This window comes from Parafilimonas sp. (assembly GCF_051953455.1).
In the GTDB taxonomy this organism is placed as follows: Bacteria; Bacteroidota; Bacteroidia; order Chitinophagales; family Chitinophagaceae; genus Parafilimonas.
Window position 1 is genome coordinate 109169 of record NZ_JBQCIT010000018.1, and the last position, 24853, is coordinate 134021.

At 39.9% G+C, this 24853-nt stretch carries 23 protein-coding genes; 7 read left to right on the top strand and 16 right to left on the bottom strand.

The window, feature by feature from the left end:
• Nucleotides 1–3: 3 nt before the first annotated feature.
• The 12 genes from ACTHN6_RS07730 to ACTHN6_RS07785 all read right to left on the bottom strand — a co-directional run bounded on the left by ACTHN6_RS07730 (nucleotide 4) and on the right by ACTHN6_RS07785 (nucleotide 14746).
• Complete coding sequence (locus tag ACTHN6_RS07730) at nucleotides 4–3087, bottom strand: hypothetical protein (RefSeq protein ID WP_440435166.1); 3084 nt, start codon at nucleotides 3085–3087, stop codon at nucleotides 4–6.
• The gene (locus ACTHN6_RS07735) at nucleotides 3087–6863 is read right to left on the bottom strand and encodes a hypothetical protein (RefSeq protein WP_440435167.1); all 3777 of its coding nucleotides are present in this window, start codon (nucleotides 6861–6863) and stop codon (nucleotides 3087–3089) included. The genes ACTHN6_RS07730 and ACTHN6_RS07735 overlap by 1 nt, the downstream gene beginning before the upstream one ends.
• Nucleotides 6863–7270, bottom strand: a complete 408-nt coding sequence (locus ACTHN6_RS07740; protein WP_440435168.1) for a GPW/gp25 family protein — start codon at nucleotides 7268–7270, stop codon at nucleotides 6863–6865. Before ACTHN6_RS07740 ends, ACTHN6_RS07735 begins: the two co-directional genes overlap by 1 nt.
• Nucleotide 7271: 1 nt before the next feature.
• Complete coding sequence (locus tag ACTHN6_RS07745) at nucleotides 7272–7562, bottom strand: PAAR domain-containing protein (RefSeq protein ID WP_440435169.1); 291 nt, start codon at nucleotides 7560–7562, stop codon at nucleotides 7272–7274.
• A 133-nt stretch (nucleotides 7563–7695) separates the two neighbouring features.
• Nucleotides 7696–9489 (bottom strand): type VI secretion system tip protein VgrG, encoded by a 1794-nt coding sequence (gene vgrG, locus ACTHN6_RS07750; protein WP_440435170.1) that lies wholly within the window; start codon nucleotides 9487–9489, stop codon nucleotides 7696–7698.
• 3 nt (nucleotides 9490–9492) lie between these two features.
• A complete protein-coding gene (locus ACTHN6_RS07755; RefSeq protein ID WP_440435171.1) occupies nucleotides 9493–10227 on the bottom strand; it encodes a CIS tube protein in 735 nt (244 codons plus the stop codon).
• Nucleotides 10227–10397 carry a DUF5908 family protein gene (locus ACTHN6_RS07760; RefSeq protein WP_440435172.1) on the bottom strand — a complete coding sequence of 57 codons (171 nt, stop codon included), beginning with the start codon at nucleotides 10395–10397 and terminating at the stop codon, nucleotides 10227–10229. The genes ACTHN6_RS07755 and ACTHN6_RS07760 overlap by 1 nt, the downstream gene beginning before the upstream one ends.
• Nucleotides 10398–10436: 39 nt before the next feature.
• Complete coding sequence (locus ACTHN6_RS07765; RefSeq protein ID WP_440435173.1) at nucleotides 10437–10961, bottom strand: phage tail protein; 525 nt, start codon at nucleotides 10959–10961, stop codon at nucleotides 10437–10439.
• Nucleotides 10962–10964: 3 nt separating this feature from the next.
• Entirely contained in the window at nucleotides 10965–11396 is a 432-nt protein-coding gene (locus ACTHN6_RS07770) for a phage tail protein (RefSeq protein WP_440435174.1), read from the bottom strand.
• A gap of 38 nt (nucleotides 11397–11434) precedes the next feature.
• Nucleotides 11435–12946 (bottom strand): phage tail sheath family protein, encoded by a 1512-nt coding sequence (locus ACTHN6_RS07775; RefSeq protein ID WP_440435175.1) that lies wholly within the window; start codon nucleotides 12944–12946, stop codon nucleotides 11435–11437.
• 25 nt (nucleotides 12947–12971) lie between these two features.
• The gene (locus ACTHN6_RS07780) at nucleotides 12972–14147 is read right to left on the bottom strand and encodes a hypothetical protein (protein ID WP_440435176.1); all 1176 of its coding nucleotides are present in this window, start codon (nucleotides 14145–14147) and stop codon (nucleotides 12972–12974) included.
• Nucleotides 14144–14746 carry a DUF4255 domain-containing protein gene (locus tag ACTHN6_RS07785; protein ID WP_440435177.1) on the bottom strand — a complete coding sequence of 201 codons (603 nt, stop codon included), beginning with the start codon at nucleotides 14744–14746 and terminating at the stop codon, nucleotides 14144–14146. Before ACTHN6_RS07785 ends, ACTHN6_RS07780 begins: the two co-directional genes overlap by 4 nt.
• A 275-nt stretch (nucleotides 14747–15021) precedes the next feature.
• On the opposite strand from ACTHN6_RS07785, the gene ACTHN6_RS07790 reads away from it, so the two are divergent.
• The 5 genes from ACTHN6_RS07790 (at nucleotide 15022) to ACTHN6_RS07810 (ending at nucleotide 20050) form a co-directional block, all read left to right on the top strand.
• Nucleotides 15022–17499 carry a glutaminase domain-containing protein gene (locus tag ACTHN6_RS07790; protein WP_440435178.1) on the top strand — a complete coding sequence of 826 codons (2478 nt, stop codon included), beginning with the start codon at nucleotides 15022–15024 and terminating at the stop codon, nucleotides 17497–17499.
• Between the two features lie 152 nt (nucleotides 17500–17651).
• Nucleotides 17652–18062 (top strand): OB-fold protein, encoded by a 411-nt coding sequence (locus ACTHN6_RS07795; protein ID WP_440435179.1) that lies wholly within the window; start codon nucleotides 17652–17654, stop codon nucleotides 18060–18062.
• Between the two features lie 46 nt (nucleotides 18063–18108).
• Entirely contained in the window at nucleotides 18109–18504 is a 396-nt protein-coding gene (locus tag ACTHN6_RS07800; RefSeq protein ID WP_440435180.1) for a c-type cytochrome, read from the top strand.
• 17 nt (nucleotides 18505–18521) lie between these two features.
• Nucleotides 18522–19073 (top strand): YceI family protein, encoded by a 552-nt coding sequence (locus tag ACTHN6_RS07805; protein WP_440435181.1) that lies wholly within the window; start codon nucleotides 18522–18524, stop codon nucleotides 19071–19073.
• Nucleotides 19074–19120: 47 nt separating this feature from the next.
• Complete coding sequence (locus ACTHN6_RS07810) at nucleotides 19121–20050, top strand: DUF5777 family beta-barrel protein (RefSeq protein WP_440435182.1); 930 nt, start codon at nucleotides 19121–19123, stop codon at nucleotides 20048–20050.
• 3 nt (nucleotides 20051–20053) lie between these two features.
• On the opposite strand, the gene ACTHN6_RS07815 is transcribed toward ACTHN6_RS07810, so the two are convergent.
• Entirely contained in the window at nucleotides 20054–21028 is a 975-nt protein-coding gene (locus tag ACTHN6_RS07815) for a hypothetical protein (RefSeq protein ID WP_440435183.1), read from the bottom strand.
• Nucleotides 21029–21167: 139 nt separating this feature from the next.
• Here ACTHN6_RS07815 and ACTHN6_RS07820 point away from each other — a divergent pair, with 139 nt between their 5' ends.
• Together ACTHN6_RS07820 and ACTHN6_RS07825 are read left to right on the top strand one after the other, a co-directional pair.
• Nucleotides 21168–22805 carry an amidohydrolase gene (locus ACTHN6_RS07820; protein WP_440435184.1) on the top strand — a complete coding sequence of 546 codons (1638 nt, stop codon included), beginning with the start codon at nucleotides 21168–21170 and terminating at the stop codon, nucleotides 22803–22805.
• A gap of 85 nt (nucleotides 22806–22890) precedes the next feature.
• Entirely contained in the window at nucleotides 22891–23280 is a 390-nt protein-coding gene (locus tag ACTHN6_RS07825) for a DUF1801 domain-containing protein (protein WP_440435185.1), read from the top strand.
• A 133-nt stretch (nucleotides 23281–23413) separates the two neighbouring features.
• On the opposite strand, the gene ACTHN6_RS07830 is transcribed toward ACTHN6_RS07825, so the two are convergent.
• The 3 genes from ACTHN6_RS07830 to ACTHN6_RS07840 form a co-directional block, all read right to left on the bottom strand.
• Nucleotides 23414–23959, bottom strand: a complete 546-nt coding sequence (locus tag ACTHN6_RS07830; RefSeq protein WP_440435186.1) for a DUF2975 domain-containing protein — start codon at nucleotides 23957–23959, stop codon at nucleotides 23414–23416.
• 137 nt (nucleotides 23960–24096) lie between these two features.
• A complete protein-coding gene (locus tag ACTHN6_RS07835) occupies nucleotides 24097–24303 on the bottom strand; it encodes a helix-turn-helix domain-containing protein (RefSeq protein WP_440435187.1) in 207 nt (68 codons plus the stop codon).
• 2 nt (nucleotides 24304–24305) lie between these two features.
• Nucleotides 24306–24833 carry a DUF2975 domain-containing protein gene (locus tag ACTHN6_RS07840; RefSeq protein WP_440435188.1) on the bottom strand — a complete coding sequence of 176 codons (528 nt, stop codon included), beginning with the start codon at nucleotides 24831–24833 and terminating at the stop codon, nucleotides 24306–24308.
• Between the last annotated feature and the right edge of the window lie 20 nt (nucleotides 24834–24853).

Consider the following 24853-nt stretch of genomic DNA (forward strand, 5'->3'; position numbering starts at 1 on the left):
AAATTAGTTTTTAAAAGATCCCAATATGGTTTTACCCAAAACAACCGGGTTTTCATTAGTGCTTTCATTGCAATCATGCAATGTTGCTACAGGATATTCACTATGTAAATGGAACACAAGATTTACCAAAGCATCATTTGCTTTTTGTAAATCTTCTCTTATTGTTATATCTGTTTGATTGATTGAATAATTGGCGATTGCCGTTATCCAGTTTTTATAAGCCGTTTCAAAATCGTACATTGATGTATTACTTAACCAACACACTTTCACCGCTGTGTGGGCGGGCGATTCGCGGCGCACAATATCTTCAAAATATTCGCGGAAAGCCATACTGCGCACATGGGCCGGCCAGTAAGGCAACACAATCGTCATCCTGAATGAATAGGGATCCTGCTCACCGCAAAAATCACAATTCTTATCAAGGCATACCGGCGCCAGCAAATATGGAGTTGAACTGTCAACAGCAACCCTTGGCCTTAATAAGATATGTTCAAGCAGATGAAGGCCGTTATTGTCGCAGGCTTCATCAATTTCCTTAATGAATTGCTGCAGGGCAATATTTGCTGCTGCTTCTGAAGAAAAATTATTACTTGTCGCCATTACATTTCCATCATCATCAGCCACAATAATTTGCCAATTGCCACTTGTTTCTTTAGCCGCAAAATTTGTTTGGCGCAGCATAAAATCTACCAATAATAATACGGCTGCATTGGCAGCATCTTCTGTATCGTATAAAGCGGCAGCAGTAAGTGTATCGCCGTTTTCATTCGAAAAACTGAAACTGTATTTTGGCGGCGTATCGCCTGTTGTTATAATGGTGGCATTGCCTGTACAATATAAAAAACGGCGCAGGAAATTTTCAATACCGGCAAGCCTGCATAATTTTTTCTCAAGGCCTGAAACATTATCCGTATCCCAAAGCTTTGAAGCATCAATGGTGAAGTCATCGTTTTGAGGTGAGTAATTGAATGCCCTGTCGCGTTCATAACTTATTTGCGGATAATCTTTAAGGAATTGTGTTTTGTTTTTGATGAGTTGCGAAGGCTCTATCTTCGATTCCTGCTGCGTTTCATAATCCAGGGAATACATAAGCATAACATAATCATTAAACGATTCTGCAAAACGCGCCATCAGGTGATCCAGAAAACGGTTGCGCCTGTCGAGAAAAGTTTCATTGCTTTCATACAATTTTTGCCAGCTATTGGCAGGCACTGCCGAAGAATCCTGCTGTTGCAATAATTCATCGAGCAAAATATCAATACCTGCTTTTTTATATACAGGTTCTATATCGGGAATAGCATTTAAATATTGTGCATAATAGGTTTGAACGATATCATCAGTTGAAAACAATGAACCTGCACTCTTTAATTGTGAGAAAAAGTCAGCAAGCAACTGGTCGTAAAACATGAGGTATGCTTTCATTTGTTTTGCCTGCGCCCTTCGTTCATCTGTGGCAGATGGCGGCAAACCTGCAGCACTAATGCCATAGGTTAATGGAAAAACCTGCTGTATAGACGTGTATGAATCCAAAGGCATATATATACCTTGCGGCAATGGGATATCCAATGCATGGCCATTTAATTTATTACGCACACCTAATGCATGCAGCCACTTCAATATATCCCTTACTTCATTTAAAGATGGTATATAAGTAAACTGGTTTTTATAAAAAACAATTTTTGATTTTGTTTCGGAAAACACAGGTTTATGCCATAACGAAACAGGCATGCACCAGGGTTTGCCTGTAAGATTAGGAACGGGTTCGCCATTGTTATCATACTTGGTGAGTCTGAAATTGCGAACAGCATTCACGCCTTCAATATCCATTAAAAGGTTAATGATGTCTGATGTATAAATCTGTTGCCTTAACTGCGTTTTTTCCAATTCATCTGTATCAATAAAACCATGCTTTAATTTAGGGCCTTCGAAAATGGCATCTGTTGTTTTGCCTTTATTTACAAGTTCATCCAGCGTGTAAAATTTTACGGTTGGATTCAGGTATTCTTCAATGGCATAAAACACTTTTGCCTGTACGGCTTCAATATCTGCGGAAGGTTGCACATCAATATCGCAGCAAACAGCCACTTCTTCGTCTTCAACCGTATCAACACTTATAAAATCTTCACATAAATTCCGGTTGGCATTCAATACACGTTTTGTTGTTTGAATAATTTTTTTCGCTTTTTGAATTTTCAGTGCATATAAATAAATTACCTGGCGGGTAAAAGCAGTTGTAAAGAAAGATATAATATCTTCCTTGGTAAGTTTCCCGTTGGCAGGTTGCAGGTCAACAGTAATAAAACCTTCAACACTTGCAGCGGCATTTGTATTGCAAGCAAAAGAAGCTTTAATGGTCCAGCCGCTGTGTTCGTCATCAATCTCAGGCAAAGCCGAAACCGCTATAGTTGTGGCATCGCAGGTTAAAGCATCCATGCTTACATCATCCGCATCCCAAACAGGAAAAGAAATGGTAAGGCTTGCAGCACCGGCCTTGAATGAGTGTGCAGGTGCAACAGCAGTAACAGCCGGCGTTAAAATAATGATATCGCCGTTGTTTAAATCGCCAAACTGCAAATCATCATCAAGATCAACCAGCACTTTATACAGGCCCGATAAATAAACAGGCTGCGATGTAGGTTCATAAGTTAATGTATCATTTTTACAATCAGCATATATGGCTACTTCACCTGCCGGAACAGTTGTTTTGCCTTCCGTATAAAAATCATCTGTAAAAAACCAGGCGTTATGTATGCCATCCACATCAATTAATAATTTCCTGTAATCATTAATGGTTAATGGCGATTGTGTGAGGATATTATTCGCTGTGTAAAAAGCCTGTGATGCCGGCATTTTTCCATCGGTACCTGCGAGTAGGTTTTCCATGGGCATAGCGGAGCGATAACCAAGTTCTGTTATGGCATAGCATAAAGCTTCAAGTATGGTAATGCCGGGATCATGCTCATTATAATCCGTCCATAATTTACTGCCGAGTTCTTCAATATACTTCAAACCTTCTGCACGCAGAAAATTATAATCCTGGCTGTTATCGAGTTGCGGCGTTCTTAATATGGTTAGTTCATCAGCCATCAGCAATTACAATTTGCAGGTGAAGTAATTATATGTCGTGTAACACCGTCATTATAGGAAACAAGAATGGAACGTGCGGTGCTGGCAACGGCGGTTTCAATATCAGGTAACATTTCGAGTATGGTTGTGCCATCCCTTCTTATGATATGGTTCATCTTAAAGCAGGTTATATAATCCACATAATCCCTTTCTTCAATAAAATTCAGTACAACCGATTTTTCAATGGTGCCGCCAAACTCAATATCGCTGTTGTTATCAAAAGCCCAGGGTGTAAGAAATTGTTCTATATCCATGCTTAACTGGTTGCTGTAAACTGTTGCATCGTGATTGGGCATAAAGTTTACCGTAAACTCAAACTGCACTTCTTCAAACTGCGGGTTTATAACATGCAGCCGCACAAATTTTGAATTAAGTTTTTCAAGGTATTGCTGTATTTCAGTAAGCAATCCAACGCTTGTATAAGGGCGTAAAGTATTAGCAGAAGTATTGTTATGCAGATCGGGAATGGTTACTACCGTTACATGGCCGGGCAGTGTTTCACTGTAAGTTGTGTTGTTGGATTTATCTGTAATTAAACCTGTATGGTTGATGCATTTTACTTTATGCACCTGCGGATAATTTTGTAACACCAGCCGTTCATAATCCCAACCGGTAACAGCCCTTTGTTTATGCCTCAACCTTTCGCTTACGCGGATATAAAACTGGTCATTTGTTTCAGCAGTTTTGCCATCAAATGAAGTATATGGCTGATTTGTTTTTTTAAGCGCTGCATCTGCCACTGCAGGTTTGCTGATGATATTTGGTGCTAATGCTTTTGTAAAGAAAATACTTCTGGAGGCATCCTGCAAAAAAGTTGCCCTGGCAGCGTTGGTGGTAACCGTTATTAATTTACAAACAGCATCGGTATCGTGATCCACTACGGCTTTTATCCATAACAAGCTATTATCTGCGCGTGTATTTGCCGGAATAATATTGTGCGGAATATTAACGATAACAATTCCCGAACGGGTCAGGTTGTTTGTTTGATCTGTAACGTTAAGCTTTTCAAACTTAATCCAGTTGTTAGCAGATAAATAATACCAGCTAACGGTTGTCATCGGTTTTAATGGGTTAGATGTACCATCGGCCACCTGGAATAAAATGGAGTAAGTTTGCGATGCACCAGCTTTACTCAATCCCATCCATAATTCACCGCCATCATCTTTGGCTATACCATCTTCCAGGTTAAAAACGGGCAGAAAGCTTAATGTATCGGTTATAAGAAAAGGATGCATTTCCCTGAAACCAAACGGCTCAAGATGATAGAAGAAGTTAGAGCGGTTAGTAAAAGAGGCTGTTGTATTTTCATTAAAGGCAATTGTTTCCTGTGCCGTATAATCCATGTATAACGATCTAATAACCGGAGACGGCGGCAAAGGAACATTGGCAGGTGGGTTCACCGTATAAGTAGTGGTTTTTGAACCATCACCATTATCTGTTTCCGTAATTTTTGTGCTTGTATTTTTTATGGAATTCTGAACATTTGATAAAAAAGTGGAGAGACTGTAATCGGAAGAATCCAGCACGATTTTTATAAATCCATCAATTGAAGTAATGGCGTAATCTGCATTGGGTGTAAAATCTGTTGACGAAACAGGCACTTTCTCTAAACCATTTATAGATATAGCGGGCGCATAATCAAAAAAGTAAAACTCATCTACAAAATCAAAAAACATCTCTTGTGCAAACGGGTTTGAATCAAAAAACTCAAACTCCGGAGTATCTGACATTAGTGATAATGAAGAAGACTGCGCAGCAGATGAAGCAGAAAAAGAGGGCGAAGAAGATGAGGCGGTAAATGATTGCAGCCCCAGGACCGGTGCAAAATTCAATACACTTCTGTTGATGGTTATCTGCCTGGTTCTTAAACCAAAATCATCATCAATGGCATCTGTCCATTTGCCTTGTTTTAAGGCACTGATATTTGCATTAATAGTGAACCCCGGCAAATCCTGCCAGTCAATATGCAACACCAATTCCGTAAGCGGTTTTTGAAAAACTTCCTTATTGCCGATTATAAGTGAAGCGCCTTTTTCAGGGAATTCTCCAAAAGCTTTAAAAGGTTTGGCTGTATTTACTTTACCATCATTATTCTGCAGGATTAAATCTTTTACGGTTGCTGTTACTTTTAACTGCACAGCATTTATAATGAGTGATTTTATTTTTTGATAAGACTTATAATTAGTAACTGTTACCTGTACCATTGGTAAGGCCTGCGTAAAATTGCCGCCATGTATTTTTTGTGAATAGGGAATAATTGGCGGCGCATCGCCATCCAAACTAACCTGTAATGTAAAGCTGTTGCCGCTTATGGTTGGCGTATAAGATGCAGCCGTGTACCAGTTCTTCTTTCCGGTAAACTCAATTTTAAATATACCCGACAGATCGGCAACAGCAATGCCGCTCATGCTTTGGCAAACAAATGTGATATTAATGGTTCTGGCGCCTTCATTAAGATATAAAGTATTGGAGGCAATAGCGAAGCCTGTATTAGCCTTGCTTATTTTGCCCGTATCGCCAAACGCAGGCCAGGAGTTATCGGCGCTTAATAATTTGGCACCATTACCATCATCAGAATTGGCAACGGGAGAAGCGTATAAACCGCCGGAGGTATTCTTGTTTAGATACAGCGATTTTAATGATTGCACACTTGCCTGGTGCAATACAACATCGTCGGTTAAAGTATAAAAGAGATCATTGTTCTTATCATCTTTGCCGGCTTTAAATGCTGTGCCTTTTTTAAGAATATGATCCGGCGTATTTTTTTGCAGGTCAAACAAAAAATGCACAAAATCGGGAACAGAAGGCGCATTGCTTAACTGCAACACGGTTTTATAATAGAAATCAAGATGCTGCTGTGTATAATTGTTTGCTTTGTTTTGGGCAAACTGGAACAGCCTTAAAAAAGCCAGGTACAAAGCATAATGCGGCTGATGCTGGTTGTAATGCTGCAATACGTCATTGAGATATGCCGGCGCATCTGCAACAATTTTAATGATCCCATTAAGAAAAGACTGCAGTGCTCCGGTAAATAAATTATGCGTAACAATGATGTCAATGTTGGGAATAATATCTGCAGTTGTATCAAGCGTAATACCCGGTGCAGTAAAGGAAGCGATTTGCCAGGATGGGCTGTTTAAACCGCTTATATCAAACTGTTCTGAGAATACAATATTATCAACAGGTATTTGCGGGTCAACATAATCAACACTTTCATTAATAAGATTTAATCCGCTTGCTTTAAAATCATTATAGTATTGCCATAAAGCATTTAATGGCAATGAAAGATTTGATGCGATAGCAATACTTAAATACCCTTTAAATGGAATATCATTGGTTAACTTAAACAAATAATTATCGAGATGCGTGGCTAAAGTAAATGCAAAATCGAATAATGTTTTAAAGAGGTTTTGTGCATCTGTATTGTTTGTTTCTGATTGCAGCGTGGCGGTTACATAATCCGTATATGGAATAAAATCTTTTGTTTTCCAGTTAGTGATCGCCGCAATTATTACAGCCGGATCATTACCCATAAAAGGCTGCCAGTCTCCATCAATTTCATTATTGACCGCGTAATAATTTAAGTAAGCAGCATAATTTTTAGCAAACAAAATAAGATCAGCAGGCGTTCTTTCGTCAACCGGTGCATAGCTGGCAGCCAATGCATCCAATATACGCTGCAACTGACTGGTGCCGCTGTATGCCAAAAGGTTATTATCTAAACAGGTATTTGCCATTAGCTTAATTCAGTTCCTTCGTTCATGTAATAAGGATAAACAAAATTGAATCTCGAGTTGGTGGTTCTTATGGTGTAATCAAGCGCAATAACAATCACACCCTCCGTTTGCCGGCTGTCATCGACCGCAACATTGTTCAGGTTTATACGCGCTTCATAGTAAATAATTGCCGTGCGTATCATTTCCCTGATGTAGGTTTTAAATGTTGTCGTCATTGGCTCAAACACCATTTCGTCGAGGTTGCAGCCATAATCGGGCTGCATTACACGTTCGCCTTTTTTTGTAGCCAGCAATATTTGCAGGCTGCGCTGTATATCCAGTTCATCGCTTGTTAACTCTACTGTTCCGGCAGCGTTATTAAATGCCGGCGGAAAGCTCCAGCCTGTACCAAGAAAAGATGTGTTCATATTAACCTCCTATAATTACGGTTGGACAACCCACCACAATCGTTCCTCCGTGTGCAGTTGTATCGCCCATTCTTGCGGCAGGTTTGCCGCCAATTAAAACTGTAGCAGAGCCTTTTACAATACTATCTGGTGGCCCGGCGCATACGCACATATCGCCAACACAGGCCGCAGGCAAACCGCCAATTAAAACCGTGGGTGCCCCCGGCGGAAGTACCGGCCCGCCTACATGCGGCGATGGCCCGTTAAACATGGGGCAAACATGCATATCAGAAATTCTCGCAGCTAAAGCCATAGGTTTAAATTTGTGTTTTTCAAGCCAGCTACGCTGTCTTTTTTATTTATATTTCATGGCAGTCCACCCGGCGGATCACTCCCTTGTACTGATGTAATTTATGGCAGCGGTTTCCTCGTTAATTTGTGAACTTTTAATTAATCATCACCACACCGCCTTTTATTGTAGTTGTGCCTGATCCTTCAACCGTAACGGATGGTGCCGACATTTTAGCGCTGCCGCTGCCTGCACTAAGCGATGCGCCCCCTGCACTCATCGAAAAATTAGCAGAAGGAGCAAGCGTTATATTCACGGCTTCTATTTTTAAATCGCCACCTGCTTTCAGGCTCATATTGGCTGCGCTTTCAATACTCACCGCAGTTTGCTCCATTGAAATTTTATTACCGTTCTCGTCTTCAAACTTCATTATATTATCAGACTCACTTATAGTAATTTTTTTACCGGCAGGCGTTTCTATTTTTAAAGATTTTTCATCATCGTTAAATATCATTTTCATGCCGCTGCGCGAAACATATCCTTTTTCATTGTTGGCATTGGCAGCTTGTAACGGCGCCGGTTTTGAACTGCTATTAACCATGCCCAGCACAACCGGATTGCGCGGATCGTTATTCAAAAAACCAACAATCACTTCATCGCCTATTTCCGGCCTGAAGAAAGTACCGCGGTTATTGCCTGCATCCAAACAGGCAATCCTGCTCCAAACACCATCTTCATTGGCATCAATAATCGGCAGGCGCACACGGATTCTGTCCTGGCTGTTTGGATCATTTTCAAGATCAGTAACTACGCCAATCTGTAAACCCTGTATGGCGGGCAGCATGTTGGCTGCAGGCGGTGCATTTACTTCCGGCTGATTGGTAAATGGTTCATTGGTTAAGCCAAACTGAACATCGGTTGTCCAAACGCCGTTTACTATTTCATGCCGAACGCCTGATACAAACACTTTACCGTTAAACCGCTCTCCCACTCCACCAATATTTATTAAATCACCCGGATTTATTTGCCCATAGCCTCTGAAACGTACGCGCCCTCTCAGGCGCGACATGCGGGCTTTAAGCAAACGCCCGTCGGCAAGGCTTTGCAGTTCGGTTTCCGTAATATCTTCTCCTGAAAACAAATCATATTCAGCGATCTTTAAAACGTTACCAAGATCGCTGCTTGGAATATTTCCATTTTCTTCAAAGCCGGGCTCTGCCGCATCAACAGACGTTACAGCCTGGTTTGAATAATCCCATGTTTTTGCCTTCAGGCTTTGATATTGATTGCGTGCATCAAGATCGGCATCAAACTCAAATATTGTAGCGCCAAATACAGCATCAAGCACAGTTGCCGAAGAAAAATCGGGTTTTTTTGTTGTAAGTTTTCCGCCATCAATAAAACATAGTTTACCATTTGCTTCCATGCGCGATACAATAAAATCCCAGTCGGTACAATTGTATTGAACAATGACTTCATGCTGCACACTGGTTGATTCTATGTCTGTATCAAGCTGGTAAGTGCCGGCAATCGTTTCAACAGCATCGCTGTCTGTTGTATCATTAAAATATTTGTTCTTTCTCGCCACCGTCATGGCAACAGCTTTATCGCGGCATTCCAGCATCAGCATCGGTGAGCGGTCGTTTCGTATTTTCAAACTATGTTTAAGGATAATGCCTTTGTAAATAAGCGTTTCATCTGAATGATAACCCGCATTAATTTCTATTTCTGTTCCGGGAACAAATGTGGCTTCATTACTTACGGCAAAATCCTGATCGGATGCATTGCCATCAAATATTACCAGCTTTGCCCAGGGGATTTTATTCACTTCCTTTGATACAGAAATGGATGCAACCTGGTACTGCGTGCTTAAAGGAGCTCCGTTAACTTTCAACGTAAAAGTTACAAGATCTGTTTGCTGCGTACCCGGCAATGATTGGCTTAAAGGCATTGCTTAATTATTGGCTAATGGCGGGAACAATAACTTCGCTCCCGTTTTTAAATTTTTAAAATCAATTAAATTATTAAACTGCGCAACCTGGTAGTAATATTTACTGTCGCCATATTCGCGGTAACACATGAGCGATAAAGTATCTCCTTCCTGCACGGTGCGTATGTGTGTAAGATCGGGTGACTGCCTGTTTTCAATTCCGGCCAGTTTCTTTTCATCAATAACCCCTTCAAAGCTGCAATCTGCTTCAGCACGCAATGGTGAGCCATCAGGCTTAAACAATTTAAAATTGATGGTCATTGTTTTCAGCTTGCAGTTATACAACAGCAAGCCCCATTGCAGTTGCACATATGGCGGCTCGTGCGTTTCACTGTTATAATCGTACACCACTTTCTTAAAATCAGAAAGCATTTGTGCCACATCAGGCGGATTGGCATTCAAGCCTGGTATAGCCAGTCCGGATGCAAGCCCCGACAATAAGCCTTCATCTTTTTTAATAACACCTGTGCCATCAAACAAAAATTTAAAGCTTAATGTTTGCGCAAGCCTGTTACGAAATGCACTTTGCGTCTCGCTGCTGCCCTGCGCCGTTTGATCTGTGCTTGCTGTGCCATACGTTATCGTATAGCTTTCGGGGTTTATTAAAACCTCGTAAGGAAGCAGGCCAGGCACCTTTGTTTGAAAGGTGTTATCTGTATAAGCAACAAGCGTCATTTTCTGTAACTGGCCAAGGCTCATCAGCGTTCATTTTTTCGTTCTAAAATTTCAAGCACCTGTTCCACGCAGGCCGCTACAATAGCATCGTTATCTGCTGCCGGGGAGGAAGAAGCACTGCTTGTTCCCTGTTGTGAAGGAGGTGTTTGCTGAACGGCAACTTTAATTTGCAGTTCACGAATTTCAATAGGCATGCCTGAAGTTTGTACGTTATAAAATCCCTGCTTAAATTATTATGGTACAGATATGCTTACACTTGCGCTTCCGCCCCCGAGTAAATCACCAACAGCGCTGATACCTGCTGTTACGGCTGCTGAAAGGTTAAGCGTAGTGTAATATTCATACCGTAAGGTCAGCGATTCAATTACTATATGATTTTGTTCTGCATTAAAGCCTGAAATATCATATTTGATGGGAATCGCATTCTTTATATACCACGATGATACCGGCAAGTGATCTTCATTTAAAAGCGATATCAACATGTTTGTTGGCTGGTAATTGAAATTCTGAATAGCATCAATGCACCAGGCTGTAACGCCTGAAACAAGCGTCATTCCGCGTTTCAAAACAAGGTCAGCGTATTTTGTTCTTCCGGGAAGACGGTGCACAAACCTGTTTTCGCCGCCTTCGTTATAAGTATCAAGGTTTATATCAACCGATAACCCTGTTACTTCCTGGAAACGAAAATCGTTTGGCACCTGCGGAAAGATTTCAAATACCACCAGAAAATGAAATCCAACAAAAGGATATTCAAACATGCATTAATCGTTTTGTATGGTTAACCCTTCGTGCGCAAGATCGAGTTGTTCTATTGCCACATCATTACCATCCGCCTTAAGATCGGTTGAGGTAACTTTTGTTGGCCATGCATTCTTCACCTTCCACACAATTACAGGATTGAGTGTTTCATCCAGCAGGCTTATAGTTATATCGCGGCGTTCAACTGTATTCATATTGATTGTGTTGAACCAGTTATAAAACTCATTGTCTGATTTAAATATGCCACGTTTCAAAACAATGTTGCTGAATTTGCGCTGTCCCGGCATTTTTATTTTATGATATTCTGGGCTTGCGCCGTCGCGGTATTCAATAATATCATTGGTTATATCAAGTCCGCTCACATCTGTAAAACCTATTTTGGTTCCGCCCCATTCTACCTGGAAGTGAAATTTGGGCAGTGGATAGTTTGCCATAGATTAATTTTTATTTGAAAGATTTTTTAAATCATTAATTAAGCCTGTTGTTGTATTTGTGAAAAACGGAGTATGATAAATTCTGCAGGGCGAACGGGCGCCATGCCTATTTCCACTATCATGCGGCCGTTAAGAATATCATCAAACGTCATGGTTTGGCCAAGCCCTACTTTTACATAAAATGCCTGTTCTGGTTTTGAGCCAGCCAAAGCGCCAAGCCGCCATAAATTGGTAAGATAATTTTCAATCATAGCGCGTACCTTAACCCAGGTGTTGCCATCATTCGGTTCAAATACAAATACATTGGCTGCTTTCTTAGCAGATTCTTCCACCATTATATAAAAACGGCGTACAGAAATATACCTGAAATCGTTGCTGTTACCATCCAGGGTACGGGCACCCCAAACCAAAATGCCTTTGCCGGTAAAAGCACGTATGGCGTTTACAGATTTGCCTGAAGTAGCATCAATATTCATATCGCCCTGCACCTCATCTGAAATTTGGAATGTGGTGGCGAATACATCTTTTAATCCAACATTTGCCGGCGCTTTCCATACACCGCGGGATGCATCAACAGAAGCATATACACCTGCAACGCCCGGTGATGGCGGCAATACAACAGGAAACTGTGAACTTAATGCCTGCTTAATGGCATTGTACGCACTCAGGCTGTAATAAGACGGCGGTGCAGGAGGTGAATCCGGCGGAGATGCAGGTGCAGGCAATGTGCCTATTTCGGCAAGCGAATGGCCGTCGAGCGGGCCTGCAGCGCCATCAACCGTGTGATTAACAATGGTTGATGACGGATCATAATCATAAGCGTAAGTTGTTTTCAGGTTCGGAAAATAAACAGCGCCATAGTTATTGCTTTCAGAAGCAAATCCATTCCTGAAATTGGAAATAGCTGTGGTTACGTCACTATTGGTAACTAAAGATTCACCGGTATCATAAACATCCATTATACAAAACCTGTCCTGCAAATTTCCGCATTGCGCCAACGCCTGGTTAAGCAAAGAATAATAACTGTTTTCCGGCATGCTTTGCCCTTCAGGGAAAACAATTAAAGTGGGTTCGTCTTCTTTGGCAAGCGCTTCCAAACCGTTGCCGGTTCCGGGATCGTAGAAGTCTGTAAGATCAAGCCCGCCGCTGTCAATATCGGTGTATGGCCCTACCGATACAATATAACAGGGGCCTCCGCCATTTGCATAAAAGAAACGAACGGCCGAATGCATGTTATGTTTTGATTTGTTGCCATCAAACTCAATAGAAATAGTGTCTGTAGTCGTTTTTCCAATAGTGGTTTGATCGTAGTTGATAACAATATTAGTTTCCGGCTGTGCTTTACCAAAATACAGCTCATACTCCAGCATGGAGGTAATACGTGTTGGCTTGTTGGTAAGATCATTTCCACGCATGTCCTGGGCAATTTGCGTGTAGCCTATAAACGCAGGTATGGCAGTAGCAACCTGTGCTATGGAAGGCGGGAACGAGGGAATTTCATTTACATAAACTCCCGGCGTTTTAATGGCGTTTTCGTTTATTTGTGACATAGATTAGAAATTTTAATGTTTATGATTAGTGATTTAAAAAAACTTCTGAACAGGCATATTTATCAGGCCCGTTTGTAAAACTGGTTAATCTTGATGGTGAGGGACAGGCAACATCAGGAACTGTTATGTTCACATTATCGTTATCAACAACCGTTAAGGCAAGACTTACATTCAAAGGTGTTTCATTCAATGGAATTGGCGATTGTGAGATAATAACATCCGATGCTGTTGCCGGAAAATCAAATCCTGCAGGGGTTATCGTTATTTTTCCTTTTGAAGTATTCTTCAAAATATATTTCCATATGGTTGCCCTGTTTAAAAAATTGATCGTGTATACCGGCGAGTTTAAAACATCTCCGTTCAATAGTTGATATGGTGGGGCAATACTGCTATCATTAAATATTTCAATTACACCAAAAACAGGTCTTGCACTTAACGCATCATTTATATAAATAAATTGTTCGTTACTATTGATTTTCAGCTTATACTTACCAGGGGCAAGTGAAGAAAGATCAAGTTTGAATTGTTTTGCAGGATCTTTAAAAGCAATGCTTTCTGAAATAACATGATGGGAAAATGCATTGTCAGCAAGGTTGAAAGCCCAGGCATCTATTGTAACATCTGGTTGCAATGTTTCGAAGGTGTAGGTTGAAATGGAAGGCATCCATTGCACAGCATCCTGTTCAGAAACATACTGGTTTTTGTCAATTTTCATCCAGTTGGTATCGTTGGCATCTGATGGTGTTACATTCTTGCACCCTTTTATACATTGGTAAATAGTTCCACCGCCAATTGCAATGTCTCCGGGCACATAATCTTTATTGTTATCATAGAGTACGGATTGTGAGATAAATTTTTTTCCATTAACGGCATTATTATTCCTGTTGGAGAAATAATACAGTTTGCCCGGTTTAAAAACAGAAGGCAGGTTAGTGTAATTGTAAAATAACCCGCTGTTTAATTGCATAAAAAAGGTTAGCTGCAGTTTATCAGAAGGCACCATAAAAGCTTTATTATCATCATCCGTTTGCAAAGCCGTGTATAATGTGTTGCCGTATTGTTTGGCAAGCATCTTATTGCCTTTAATTGCGGCCTGCGTTTCTGCTGAAGGTGTAATGATGAAATCGTTGCATAGATTGTTTGCAAAATATTTATGCAATAATTCTATCCTGAAAAAATAACTGTAATTAATACTTATCATTGCTGCAAGCTTTTGTCATTAATTGCAATCTTTTGTATTAATCCTGCATCGCCATAAGCAAAGTCTTCATTTATATTAATCATGCGTACTTTATACATTACAGAAGGCAAATACCTTGAACCGAGAATACCCCACAGGTTATTTAAATCCTGGTAAGAAAGGGTTACCAGGTCAACAATCAACTGGTCTGTGCCTTTTGGAATAGATGGATAATTAAGCGGTGTAAAAACATTCTGGTATTGAAAAAACTGTATGATATATGACAAGCGTTTTAATGATTCTGAATACGATGCAAGATTTACAGCAAATAAAATATACAGGTTAAGAAAGATCTTTGGATTCTTATATATTACGCCACCCTCAACTGAACGAACAAAATTTTCCGGTGATTTGCTTATGCGGTCTTCCTCCACATTAATAAGGCTTAAAAATGCGTTCTGCGGATCATTGGTTTCGCCGCCACTGTTTGGCTGCGTTTCATTTAACTGTGAAACATTAGACAATATAATAGCTATATCATCTTGCGGAGCCGGTTCCAGTTTGGTTAGCAGATAGCTGTTCAACTGCTTACAAATAAAATCAAGCGCTTTATCAATCATACAATTGATTTTCGATTTTATAAACGCATCAATATCCAAATCTTCGGTGCTGTTTGCTTGAAGTTAGTTTCAAGAAGACAGTGTTATCATGAGGTTGCTTGAACAAACGTAAAAAAACAATTTGGTATTTTCAACCAAATCCAAAAATAATTTTTCAATCCACTCTAATAATTTTCCTTTTATGTTTAAGTTATACAACTTAACGCAGTATCCCTTCTTATCAATCGGGAAAAAACTATTATGGAAAACATACTTTAGCAAAAATTATTCAGGACATGCATTTCATAAGGCGAAAGTTATTGGTGCAATTTTTTTTACTTTTTCTCGCAACGAACATTTCAGCACAGGTAAACAAAATGCCGGCTTACCCGCTCATAACGCATGATCCGTATTTCAGCATCTGGAGTTGTACAGATACGCTTAATCAATCAAACACAAAACACTGGACAGGCAAAGAGCAGGCTTTAACCGGCCTGCTGAGGGTTGACGGGAAAGTATATAATTTTTTAGGCGAATCATTATCAACATTGCAGTGGATATCGCCCCTTAGTAATGAAAAGGTTTATGCAGCAAAATATACAGTTGAGCAACCTGCTGACGGTTGGATGAATGAAGACTTTAACGATGCTGGTTTTACACCGGCCACTTTCCCGTTCGGTACCAAATACGGCAATCCGTCTACAGTGTGGAATACAAAAGAAATATGGGTGCGCCGCAATTTTGATGTGTTCGATACAAACATCAGCAACTTGTTTTTATACCTGAAAAACGATGACAAGGCTGAGGTTTATATAAACGGTGAGAAAGCGTTTGAGTGCACAAACGTTAATAACAGTTATGCTGAATATGAATTGCCACAATCTGTTATAAAAAATTTACACAGGGGCAGAAATTTATTAGCAATACATTGTACCAATACCGGCGGTGAAGCCTGGCTTGATGCGGGGCTTGCTACCAAAACAACATCTCCTGGCATACTGCAGGCAAAACAGGAAGCTGTGAGCGTTACAGCCACACAAACAAAATATTTGTTCAGTTGCGGTGCAATAAATCTTGAAGTAGATTTTTTGTCGCCTCTAATTGCCGGCAACATTAACCTGCTTTCACGGCCTGTTTCCTTTGTGCGGTTTGCCATAACAGCAAAAGATAAGGGCATTCATAATGTAAACATTCTATTTGGAGCAAACAGTTCGCTTGCTGGCAATACAGGCACGGAAATAATGAAAGCCGCTGCTTACCAAACAAAAAATCTAACTGTATTAAAATGCGGCACAGAAGCCCAGCCTGTATTACAAAAAAAGGGAGATGATATAAGGATTGACTGGGGCTATTTTTATCTCGCCACACCAAAACAAAAGCAGTATGAAGTGAAACTTACATCCATAGCTAATATTATAAAAGATTATGTAAGGAACGGTTTTTTTACAACATTATATAACGATAGCAGTGCACTTGATAAAGACATTTTACTTGCATCCAATATTTCTCTTTTTACGGGTATGAACAATAACAGCAACCGGGCTGTTGTAATGCTTGGATATGATGACATTTATTCCATACAATACTTTAATAAAAACCTTGAGGCGTGGTGGAAAAAGAATTATAAAACAATGGATGACCTGCTGGAAGCCTCCGCGCAACAATATCCTGCCATACAATCCACTTGTGATTCTTTTGATAATAAATTATATACAGATGCGGCGCAGGCGGGCGGCGAAAACTATGCAAAGCTTTGCGTGATGGCTTACAGGCAATCGCTGGCTGCACATAAACTGGTTCGCGGGCCAAACAATGAATTGTTGTTTCCTCAAAAAGAAAACTTCAGCAATGGTTCCATATTTACGGTTGATGTAACGTATCCTTCTGCGCCTTTATCATTGGTATATAATCCTGCATTATTAAAGGGCATGCTGAATGGTATTTTTGATTACAGCGAAAGCGGTAAATGGTCAAAAGATTTCCCGGCACATGATATCGGCACTTATCCATTGGCAAACGGGCAAACTTACGGGGAGGATATGCCGGTTGAGGAAGCGGGCAATATGATTATTCTTACAGCCGCTATTACAAAAGCAGAAGACAATACAAATTATGCTGCCAAACATTGGCAGAGCTTAACCAAATGGGTAAATTACCTGGTGAATGATGGTTTGGATCCGAAAAACCAGTTGTGCACAGATGATTTTGCAGGCCATCTTGCGCGCAATGCCAACCTTTCCGTTAAAGCAATTGTGGGCATCGCATCCTATGCAATGATGGCGAAGATGATGGGTGATAAATCGGTAGCGGCTTACTATGATTCTGTTGCGCATAATTATGCAATGCAATGGCTTGATCTGGCTGAGGACAATGATCATTATTCACTTGCATTCGGTGCAAAAAATACATGGAGCCAGAAATACAATATGGTTTGGGATAAATTATTTCATCTTAACCTTTTCCCGCAAACTGTTTATGATAAAGAGATCAGTTATTACCTCGCACACCAAAACAAATTCGGCCTGCCTTCAGACAGCCGCAAAACCTATACAAAAAGCGATTGGATATTATGGACTGCAACACTGGCTTCTTTTCAAAATAATTTTGAAGCTTTAATTAACCCTGTTTATTTATACGCAACACAAACGCCAACACGTGTACCGTTAAGCGATTGGCACGAAACAACAACTGGTAAACAGGTTGGCTTCCAGGCACGCAGTGTTGTTGGTGGTTATTTTATAAAAATGCTTGACTGGAAGTGGAAAAGTAAATGAAGAAACATTAGCTACTGACGCATGACTTTTGGATAAACTTCCGCCTTGTTTTACCAATCCGTTTTTCAATATAATTTTTTTATCGGCAATGGCAACCTAATTCTTTCTATGCCTGTTATACTTTATTCAGTAAAGAAAACAGGCGATGTTGTATGAAGCACTGGAAAAAAATTCTTATCGCAGTTATTTTATTGAGCGCATTGGCAGGTATAGGTTATGCTTATTATGTCTGGAATAAACCAGCAAGAAATGTTGCCAATGAGGAAGCAATTAAAATTACAGCAACAGCGCTTTATGATTCATTCGCGCATAATGAACAGGCAGCCAATGCAAGCTTCCTGAATAAAGCCGTAGAGGTTACCGGCATAGTAAATAGTATAAAGAAAAACCAGGCAGGCGAAACGGTTGTTTACCTGCAATCATCCGATATTGTATTTGGTGTGAACTGTACATTTAAACAGCCGCCGAAAGCTATTAATAAAGGAAGCACCATAACATTCAAAGGTATTTGTACAGGTTATTTAAGTGATGTTATTCTGAATGAAGGCATATTGATTAAATAGGCATTCCAACATATCAAATCTTTTTTTACAATTTAAAAAACTATCAATGAATAGAAGAAATGCTATTGCATGCACATGCATCATAGCCTGTGCATTAATTGTACAAAGCTGCGCCCATAACAAGGCTGATATTGATTACCCGGGGCAGCCCAACAATAGTTGCGATACTGTAAATATGCGGTACAGTGTTGAAATAAAAGCCATACTTGACGGGCATTGCAAATCATGCCACGATGGCGCTGCTATAACAGGATTTGATTTGTATGATTATGCTACCATATCAGGTTTAGCACTTGACGGAAATTTTACTTACGGCACCTTGCTTTCAGCGGTGATGCATAAAGGCGGCGCACCGGAGATGCCGAAGGGCGGGGCGAAATTATCTGATTGCGATATTAATAAAATTACAGCCTGGGTAAATGCAGGAGCGCCTAATAACTGATCTATAAAAACAAGCGCATGAAAAAAATAACAGCCTTAACATGTTTTGTTTTTTCTTTTTGGCTCACGGCTTTCAATCAAACTTACTTAACGCGCAATGGTAATATTTCATTCTATTCCCATACACCGCTTGAAGATATAAAAGCGCAAAACAATGAAGCTGTAAGTGTACTGAATGCTGCAACAGGCACTATTCAATTTAAAGTTGCCGTTAAAAGTTTCCATTTCGCTAAAACAGCTATGGAAGAACATTTTAATACAGATGATTATATGGCTTCTTCAAAATATCCAAAAGCCGGGTTTGACGGGAAGGTTGATAATATAGCTGCGGTTGATTTTTCAAGAGATGGAAGCTATGCTGTTATGGTAAGCGGCAATCTTACCATTCGCGATGTAACAAAACCTGTTACGGCAAAAGGCACAATTGTAATTAAAAACGGTAAGCCAACAGTGACGGCAACATTCACTGTGAAACGGAAAGATTATAATGTGACAGGCGAATCTTTTGTTCAGAAAAAAATTGCAGAAGACATCCAGGTAACCGTGAATTGCGAATATGAAGCTCAATAAACGGAAACCTGTTATAATTCTCCATAACTAATCAAAACAAATTAATAATGCAAAAACCTGCATGGTTATTTTTAATAGCATTCTGTTTTTCATTGAATGCATTTAGCCAGAATGTAAACCTTGATTCAATGCTTGACGTGCAAACGCAGGTAAAAGATACCGGCAAAATACAGCGCGCCGAAGCCACTTTTATTACAACAAGGTTAATTGACGGGCATACTGTTGAAACCACACAGGGCGGCGTGCTCGACTTGAAAATATCACATCGCTTCGGCCAGCTGAATGATGGGTTTTATAACCTGTTTGGTTTGGATCTTGCCAACATCCGCATAGGTATGGATTACGGTCTTACCAACAGGCTTACTGTTGGCGGCGGAAGAAGTTCGTTCGAAAAACAATACGACCTTTTTCTGAAGTACAGGTTGCTGCGCCAGGCGGAAGGCAATAAAGGCATGCCGCTTTCTGTTACATTGTTTACTTCTGCAATGCTGCAAACAGATACGGCATTGCTTAAAACAGAAAAGAAAACAGATGCCAAACTAAGCACGCAGGATAAGCTTTCTTATGCATACCAGGTTTTAATTGCAAGAAAATTTACACCGGGCTTTTCATTCCAGTTAATGCCTTCACTGATTCATGAAAACCTTGTTGACAGCAGCTTTAACTCTAATGATATTTTTGCAATAGGCGCAGGTGCAAAACTCAGGGTAACAAAAAGATCAGGAATAAGCGTTGAATATTATTACGTGCTGCCCGGCACCAAATTGCCCGGCACCTATAATACGTTTTCTATTGGTTATGAAATTGAAACCGCCGGCCATGTGTTCCAGGTGCATTTAAGCAATTCCACCGGCATGACAGAAAGGGCTTTTATTGCAGAAAACCCCGGCAGGTGGAAAAAGGGTGACATTCATTTCGGGTTTAATATTTCAAGAAATTTTACACTGCGAAAAGCAAAGAAGCTGCAGCAGGATTAATTATTAATTGTTATGCACAGCCTGGCTGATAAAATAAATATTCAGCCGGAGGTAAACTACGAGCAACACCTGTGCAATAATCATATCAAATTTGTTGGAATTATATATTCTTTTGTTTTGCTTCAAAAGCTGCAGCGACCATGTATTTGCCGCAACCACACAAAGTATAAAGAACAGGGTAATGCCGTGCAGTGTATCAACCAGCGTAAACGTAAGGCTTTCAGGCAATGATGCATCTACAATGTACTTATTACCTATAACAGCAAACAAAGCGCCCACGCTTAAGCTAAAGCGGGAATCAATGCTATCTGCATGAATATAAAAACATACATAGGCAATAAGAAAAGCTACATACATACCTATAAATAATTTCCAGAATAAGCCTATTGCATTGCGTTCAATGCTTACCCTTACCCTGAATGAGCTGTATTCTGTATGCGGCGTTGAAAGGCTTTCATCGCCAAAAGTGGTTTCATAAGCTTTGGTGGCAACCATTACGCGAAATGTATCAATCGTCCAGTTAGGCAAAGTAAAACGCGGGTCGAAATGCTTACCCAGGGTATCGGGTAAAAACACCAGCGCTTTCGAATCATATTGAGAGTTTTCTATTGAAAGCCTCAGTGTTTGTTTATCAAAAGGGAAATTGGTTATGCGCCACGAATCTTTCATTACGCATTGCAGTTTCATTAATATAGAGACCTTTCCTTCTGCAGTATCTACAGTTTCAAAATACCTGTCAACCGTTTTTGCAAGTGGTATTTCAAGGTTATGCGAAAAATCAAAATCAGGGTTTTTATATTTCAGCCATAACCAGAAGTCAACTGTATATTCCTGTTCTTTAAAATCTATATCATGGATACTCGTTACATAAATACCTGTTTTAACGGTATCAGGTGTGATTTGCTGCGCATGCAATTTACAGGCAAACAAAAAATGTAATGAGATCAGCAGCAGGAATGCAAAAAATTTCTTGCTCAATATATAGCTTTAGAAATGGCAAGATAAAGCAGATTTTTAATAGACTGTTATGTCAATAAAGTTTATGTTGAATGTTGCACAACATCCAATTCCTGTTAATATTGTATCTATGCATGCACAACAACGAATAACCAGTTTTATGAAAAATATAGCTTCAGCAGTATTGGCTGTTATCCTTTTCACAGCCTGTTCTTCCAAAAAAACAGTTGATCTTATTGTTTACAACGGGCAGGTTTATACGGTTGACAGCGCATTCAGCACGGTGGCCGCTTTTGCCGTGAAAGATGGTAAAATTATAGCCACAGGCAGTAATAATGATATCCTGGAAAATTATACGGCGGCCGATACAGTAAATGCAAATGGCCAGGCAGTTTACCCCGGCTTTAACGATGCACATTCGCATTTTATTGGCTACGGGGAATCCTTATATGCTGTAGATCTTTTTGATTGCAAAAACATGGATGAAGTTATCAGCCGTATACAAAAATTTATACAGGCAAACCCCGGTGAAGTATGGATACGCGGACATGGCTGGGACCAGAATAAATTTCCGGGCAAAGCTTTTCCAACCAATGAACAGTTGAATAAACTTTTTCCCAACACACCTGTTTTGCTGGAACGTATAGACGGGCATGCCATTTTAGCCAATGCGAAAGCGCTTGAAATTGCCGGTATAAAGCCCGGGCAAACCATTAGCGGCGGTTCAATTGAAACAAAGAATGGAGCGCTTACAGGAGTATTGATCGATAATGCAATGAATCCTGTATATGGAAAAGTACCTGCTCCTTCAAAAGAACAATTTCAAAAATGGCTGCAATCGGCGCAGCAAAATTGTTTTGCACAGGGGCTTACAACCGTGAGTGATTGCGGTATAAATTATGTTGCCGCCAACATGATAGATACACTTCAAAAAGAAGGCAGGCTTGATATGCGCATGTATGTTCTGCTGAGTGACGATAAACAAAACTATGATGCCTATTTGCCCAAAGGGCCATATAAAACAGACAAGCTGTTTATAAAAGGTTTCAAGTTATATGCTGATGGTGCGCTTGGCAGCCGCGGCGCCTGCTTATTGCATCCTTATAATGATAAACCGGGATGGTATGGTTTTATGATAAACAGTGCAGCACATTATGATTCGGTGGCATCGCTGCTTTCAAAAACTGACTTCCAGGTTTGCACGCATGCTATAGGCGACAGCGGCAACCGTGAAATACTGAAGATATACAACAAATACCTGCAAGGGAAAAATGATAAGCGCTGGCGCATAGAACATGCACAGATCATTAACCAGGCAGACTTTGAGTTGTTTGGAAAAACATCTGTTATTCCATCTGTGCAGCCCACACATGCCACAAGCGATATGTATTGGGCTGCAGACCGCATTGGAACAGAACGTTTGAAAGGAGGTTATGCATTCAAACAATTATTGCAACAAAATGGATGGCTGCCATTGGGCACCGATTTCCCGGTGGAAGATATAAGCCCCTTCAAAACCTTTGTGGCTGCGGTTTTCAGGCAGGATGCAACGGGTTTTCCCGCCGGTGGCTTTCAAATGGAAAATGCATTAAGCCGTGAAGAAGCCATTCGCGGCATGACCATCTGGGCGGCAAAGGCAGAATTTCTGGAAAAGGAAATTGGCAGTATTGAAGCCGGTAAAAAAGCAGATTTTGTTATACTGGATAAGGACCTGATGAAAGCCAACCTTGCCGATGCATTAAACACAAAAGTTATAGCTACCTATATTGATGGAAAGAAAGTGTATGGCAGTAAATAATACCTGTTTGATCAAAACTTAATTGCCGTCATCATTATAATACCAATGTAAAACATTGAATTGCTAACCCGTTTAAATAAAGCAAATGAACACAGACATCAAAGCATATAATAATGCCCAAAACAATGAGGACAAAAAGATATGCAATCTGCTTGCAAAAGAAATAAGCAATCATTTACCTGAAGCAGAAAATAAGATATGGCATGCACATCCGGTGTGGTTTTTAGATGGAAACCCCATTGTAGGTTATAGCAAATTGAAAGATAATGTGCGCCTATTATTCTGGAGCGGGCAATCGTTTGATGAAGCCGCTTTACAAAAAGAAGGAAAGTTTAAAGCTGCAGAAATGCGTTATACAGCGGTTCAGCAAATAAATAAAGATGATTTAAAACGATGGCTTGAAAAAGCAAGGCAAATTCAATGGGATTACAAAAACATCGTTAAGCGGAAAGGTGTGCTTGAAAGATTGAAATAAAGCTGCCTGGCCCTGGATTTTCGTGATGCAAGGATTATCCGATTGGTCGCTTCAATATCTTTAAATATTATTCCCTGTATGCGCTCTTGCTCTGTGCGAAATAACCAATTCATATTTTAAAATATAAATAAGCTCATATTGTTAACTCATTTTCCTGCTGAAGCTCTATTCCCCTCTTAAAAATTTGAGCGATCACAAAAAGTATAACACTCATAAACAGCCACACATCTGCACCGCCCAGATGCATGTATTGTATATCGGGCATTTTTATACCTTTTTCAATCAGCCAGGCCGTGCAATTAGCGCCTGCTTCAGAAAACAAGCCTATGAATAAAGCCAGGTAAGATAGTTTAAAAATAAAGCGCCGGACATCTCCACTGAAAGGTTGCGACAGGTTTAATTTTTTATTATGAAGCATTGCGATGATGCAGTAAAACAGCAAAGCCTTCATTACCGCTACAATACTCATAACCAGGTTTATTACAAAAAAATATCCGCGGTCGTGTTTAAAAAGATCAGATAAATCTACCTGCTGCCAGAGATATTTAACAACCGTTGGATCCTTTATTGCAAAAAAAGCATTTACTATAAAACCGCCTGCAACAATACCTAGTCCAACGAATATGATCCAGGAAAGGATATACAATACCCTCAATATTTGAATAGTACTAATTTTCATCTGTATAATTTTTTATTTTTTATTGTCAGATGGAATTCCCCATAAAATTTTCATCGCTTCCGGTATAAAGTTGCCCGAAAATTTTTATGGTTCATTTCATAATTGTTTGTTTTAAAATAGAGATTGATTTAATAGATTTAGTCAGCCACATATTCCAGTATATCTGCAGGCTGGCAATCCAGCACTTTACATATTGTATCAAGCGTACTGAAACGGATTGCTTTTGCCTTGCCCGTTTTAAGAATAGACAGATTGGCCAGTGTTAAACCAACTTTTTCAGATAGCTCGTTCAGCGACATTTTGCGCTTCGCCATCATTACATCAAGGTTTACTACTATTGCCATAGTTATACAGTTAATTCGTTTTCTGATTGAATTTCCATACCACGTTTAAATACCTGTGTAATTATAAATACCAAACCGGCCATAAACAGGAAATTATCTGCATCAATTATTTGCAGCAACTCCCCGCCTGTTCTTTTATTAACAAAACCGGCAAGTATATTATACAAAAAACCTGTTGCCCATATTGCAATCAAAACGTTGCTTACCCTGGTTAAAAACTGCATCATTTGCGGCTGAAAAGGGTTATCCATTTTTAAGTGCGATAACATATTCAGTACCTTTTGCCACACCTGCGCTTTTAAAGCGGCAATACTGAACAGAAAGATTACAGTCAGATAATAAGCCCAGTCTCCATAAGCTTTTAGCTGATGCAGGTCTAATCCTTTATAAATGTTTTTGGCACTATCAGGATTAAAAAAACTTACAATAAAAGATATAAGAATATTTCCTGCTTCAATAGTAAACCCAACAAAAGCAAGCAATGCAAGTAATCTTAAAACCTGAAGTATTACGGTTGTTCTAATTTTCATGATTCAGTATTTACAATGCA

Bases quoted from the DNA above. Each gene is read 5' to 3' on its own strand.
- ACTHN6_RS07730 (WP_440435166.1), bottom strand. From the start codon at position 3,087: ATGGCTGATGAACTAACCATATTAAGAACGCCGCAACTCGATAACAGC.
- ACTHN6_RS07735 (WP_440435167.1), bottom strand. From the start codon at position 6,863: ATGGCAAATACCTGTTTAGATAATAACCTTTTGGCATACAGCGGCACC.
- ACTHN6_RS07740 (WP_440435168.1), bottom strand. From the start codon at position 7,270: ATGAACACATCTTTTCTTGGTACAGGCTGGAGCTTTCCGCCGGCATTT.
- ACTHN6_RS07745 (WP_440435169.1), bottom strand. From the start codon at position 7,562: ATGGCTTTAGCTGCGAGAATTTCTGATATGCATGTTTGCCCCATGTTT.
- vgrG (WP_440435170.1), bottom strand. From the start codon at position 9,489: ATGCCTTTAAGCCAATCATTGCCGGGTACGCAGCAAACAGATCTTGTA.
- ACTHN6_RS07755 (WP_440435171.1), bottom strand. From the start codon at position 10,227: ATGAGCCTTGGCCAGTTACAGAAAATGACGCTTGTTGCTTATACAGAT.
- ACTHN6_RS07760 (WP_440435172.1), bottom strand. From the start codon at position 10,397: ATGCCTATTGAAATTCGTGAACTGCAAATTAAAGTTGCCGTTCAGCAA.
- ACTHN6_RS07765 (WP_440435173.1), bottom strand. From the start codon at position 10,961: ATGTTTGAATATCCTTTTGTTGGATTTCATTTTCTGGTGGTATTTGAA.
- ACTHN6_RS07770 (WP_440435174.1), bottom strand. From the start codon at position 11,396: ATGGCAAACTATCCACTGCCCAAATTTCACTTCCAGGTAGAATGGGGC.
- ACTHN6_RS07775 (WP_440435175.1), bottom strand. From the start codon at position 12,946: ATGTCACAAATAAACGAAAACGCCATTAAAACGCCGGGAGTTTATGTA.
- ACTHN6_RS07780 (WP_440435176.1), bottom strand. From the start codon at position 14,147: ATGATAAGTATTAATTACAGTTATTTTTTCAGGATAGAATTATTGCAT.
- ACTHN6_RS07785 (WP_440435177.1), bottom strand. From the start codon at position 14,746: ATGATTGATAAAGCGCTTGATTTTATTTGTAAGCAGTTGAACAGCTAT.
- ACTHN6_RS07790 (WP_440435178.1), top strand. From the start codon at position 15,022: ATGCATTTCATAAGGCGAAAGTTATTGGTGCAATTTTTTTTACTTTTT.
- ACTHN6_RS07795 (WP_440435179.1), top strand. From the start codon at position 17,652: ATGAAGCACTGGAAAAAAATTCTTATCGCAGTTATTTTATTGAGCGCA.
- ACTHN6_RS07800 (WP_440435180.1), top strand. From the start codon at position 18,109: ATGAATAGAAGAAATGCTATTGCATGCACATGCATCATAGCCTGTGCA.
- ACTHN6_RS07805 (WP_440435181.1), top strand. From the start codon at position 18,522: ATGAAAAAAATAACAGCCTTAACATGTTTTGTTTTTTCTTTTTGGCTC.
- ACTHN6_RS07810 (WP_440435182.1), top strand. From the start codon at position 19,121: ATGCAAAAACCTGCATGGTTATTTTTAATAGCATTCTGTTTTTCATTG.
- ACTHN6_RS07820 (WP_440435184.1), top strand. From the start codon at position 21,168: ATGAAAAATATAGCTTCAGCAGTATTGGCTGTTATCCTTTTCACAGCC.
- ACTHN6_RS07825 (WP_440435185.1), top strand. From the start codon at position 22,891: ATGAACACAGACATCAAAGCATATAATAATGCCCAAAACAATGAGGAC.
- ACTHN6_RS07830 (WP_440435186.1), bottom strand. From the start codon at position 23,959: ATGAAAATTAGTACTATTCAAATATTGAGGGTATTGTATATCCTTTCC.
- ACTHN6_RS07835 (WP_440435187.1), bottom strand. From the start codon at position 24,303: ATGGCAATAGTAGTAAACCTTGATGTAATGATGGCGAAGCGCAAAATG.
- ACTHN6_RS07840 (WP_440435188.1), bottom strand. From the start codon at position 24,833: ATGAAAATTAGAACAACCGTAATACTTCAGGTTTTAAGATTACTTGCA.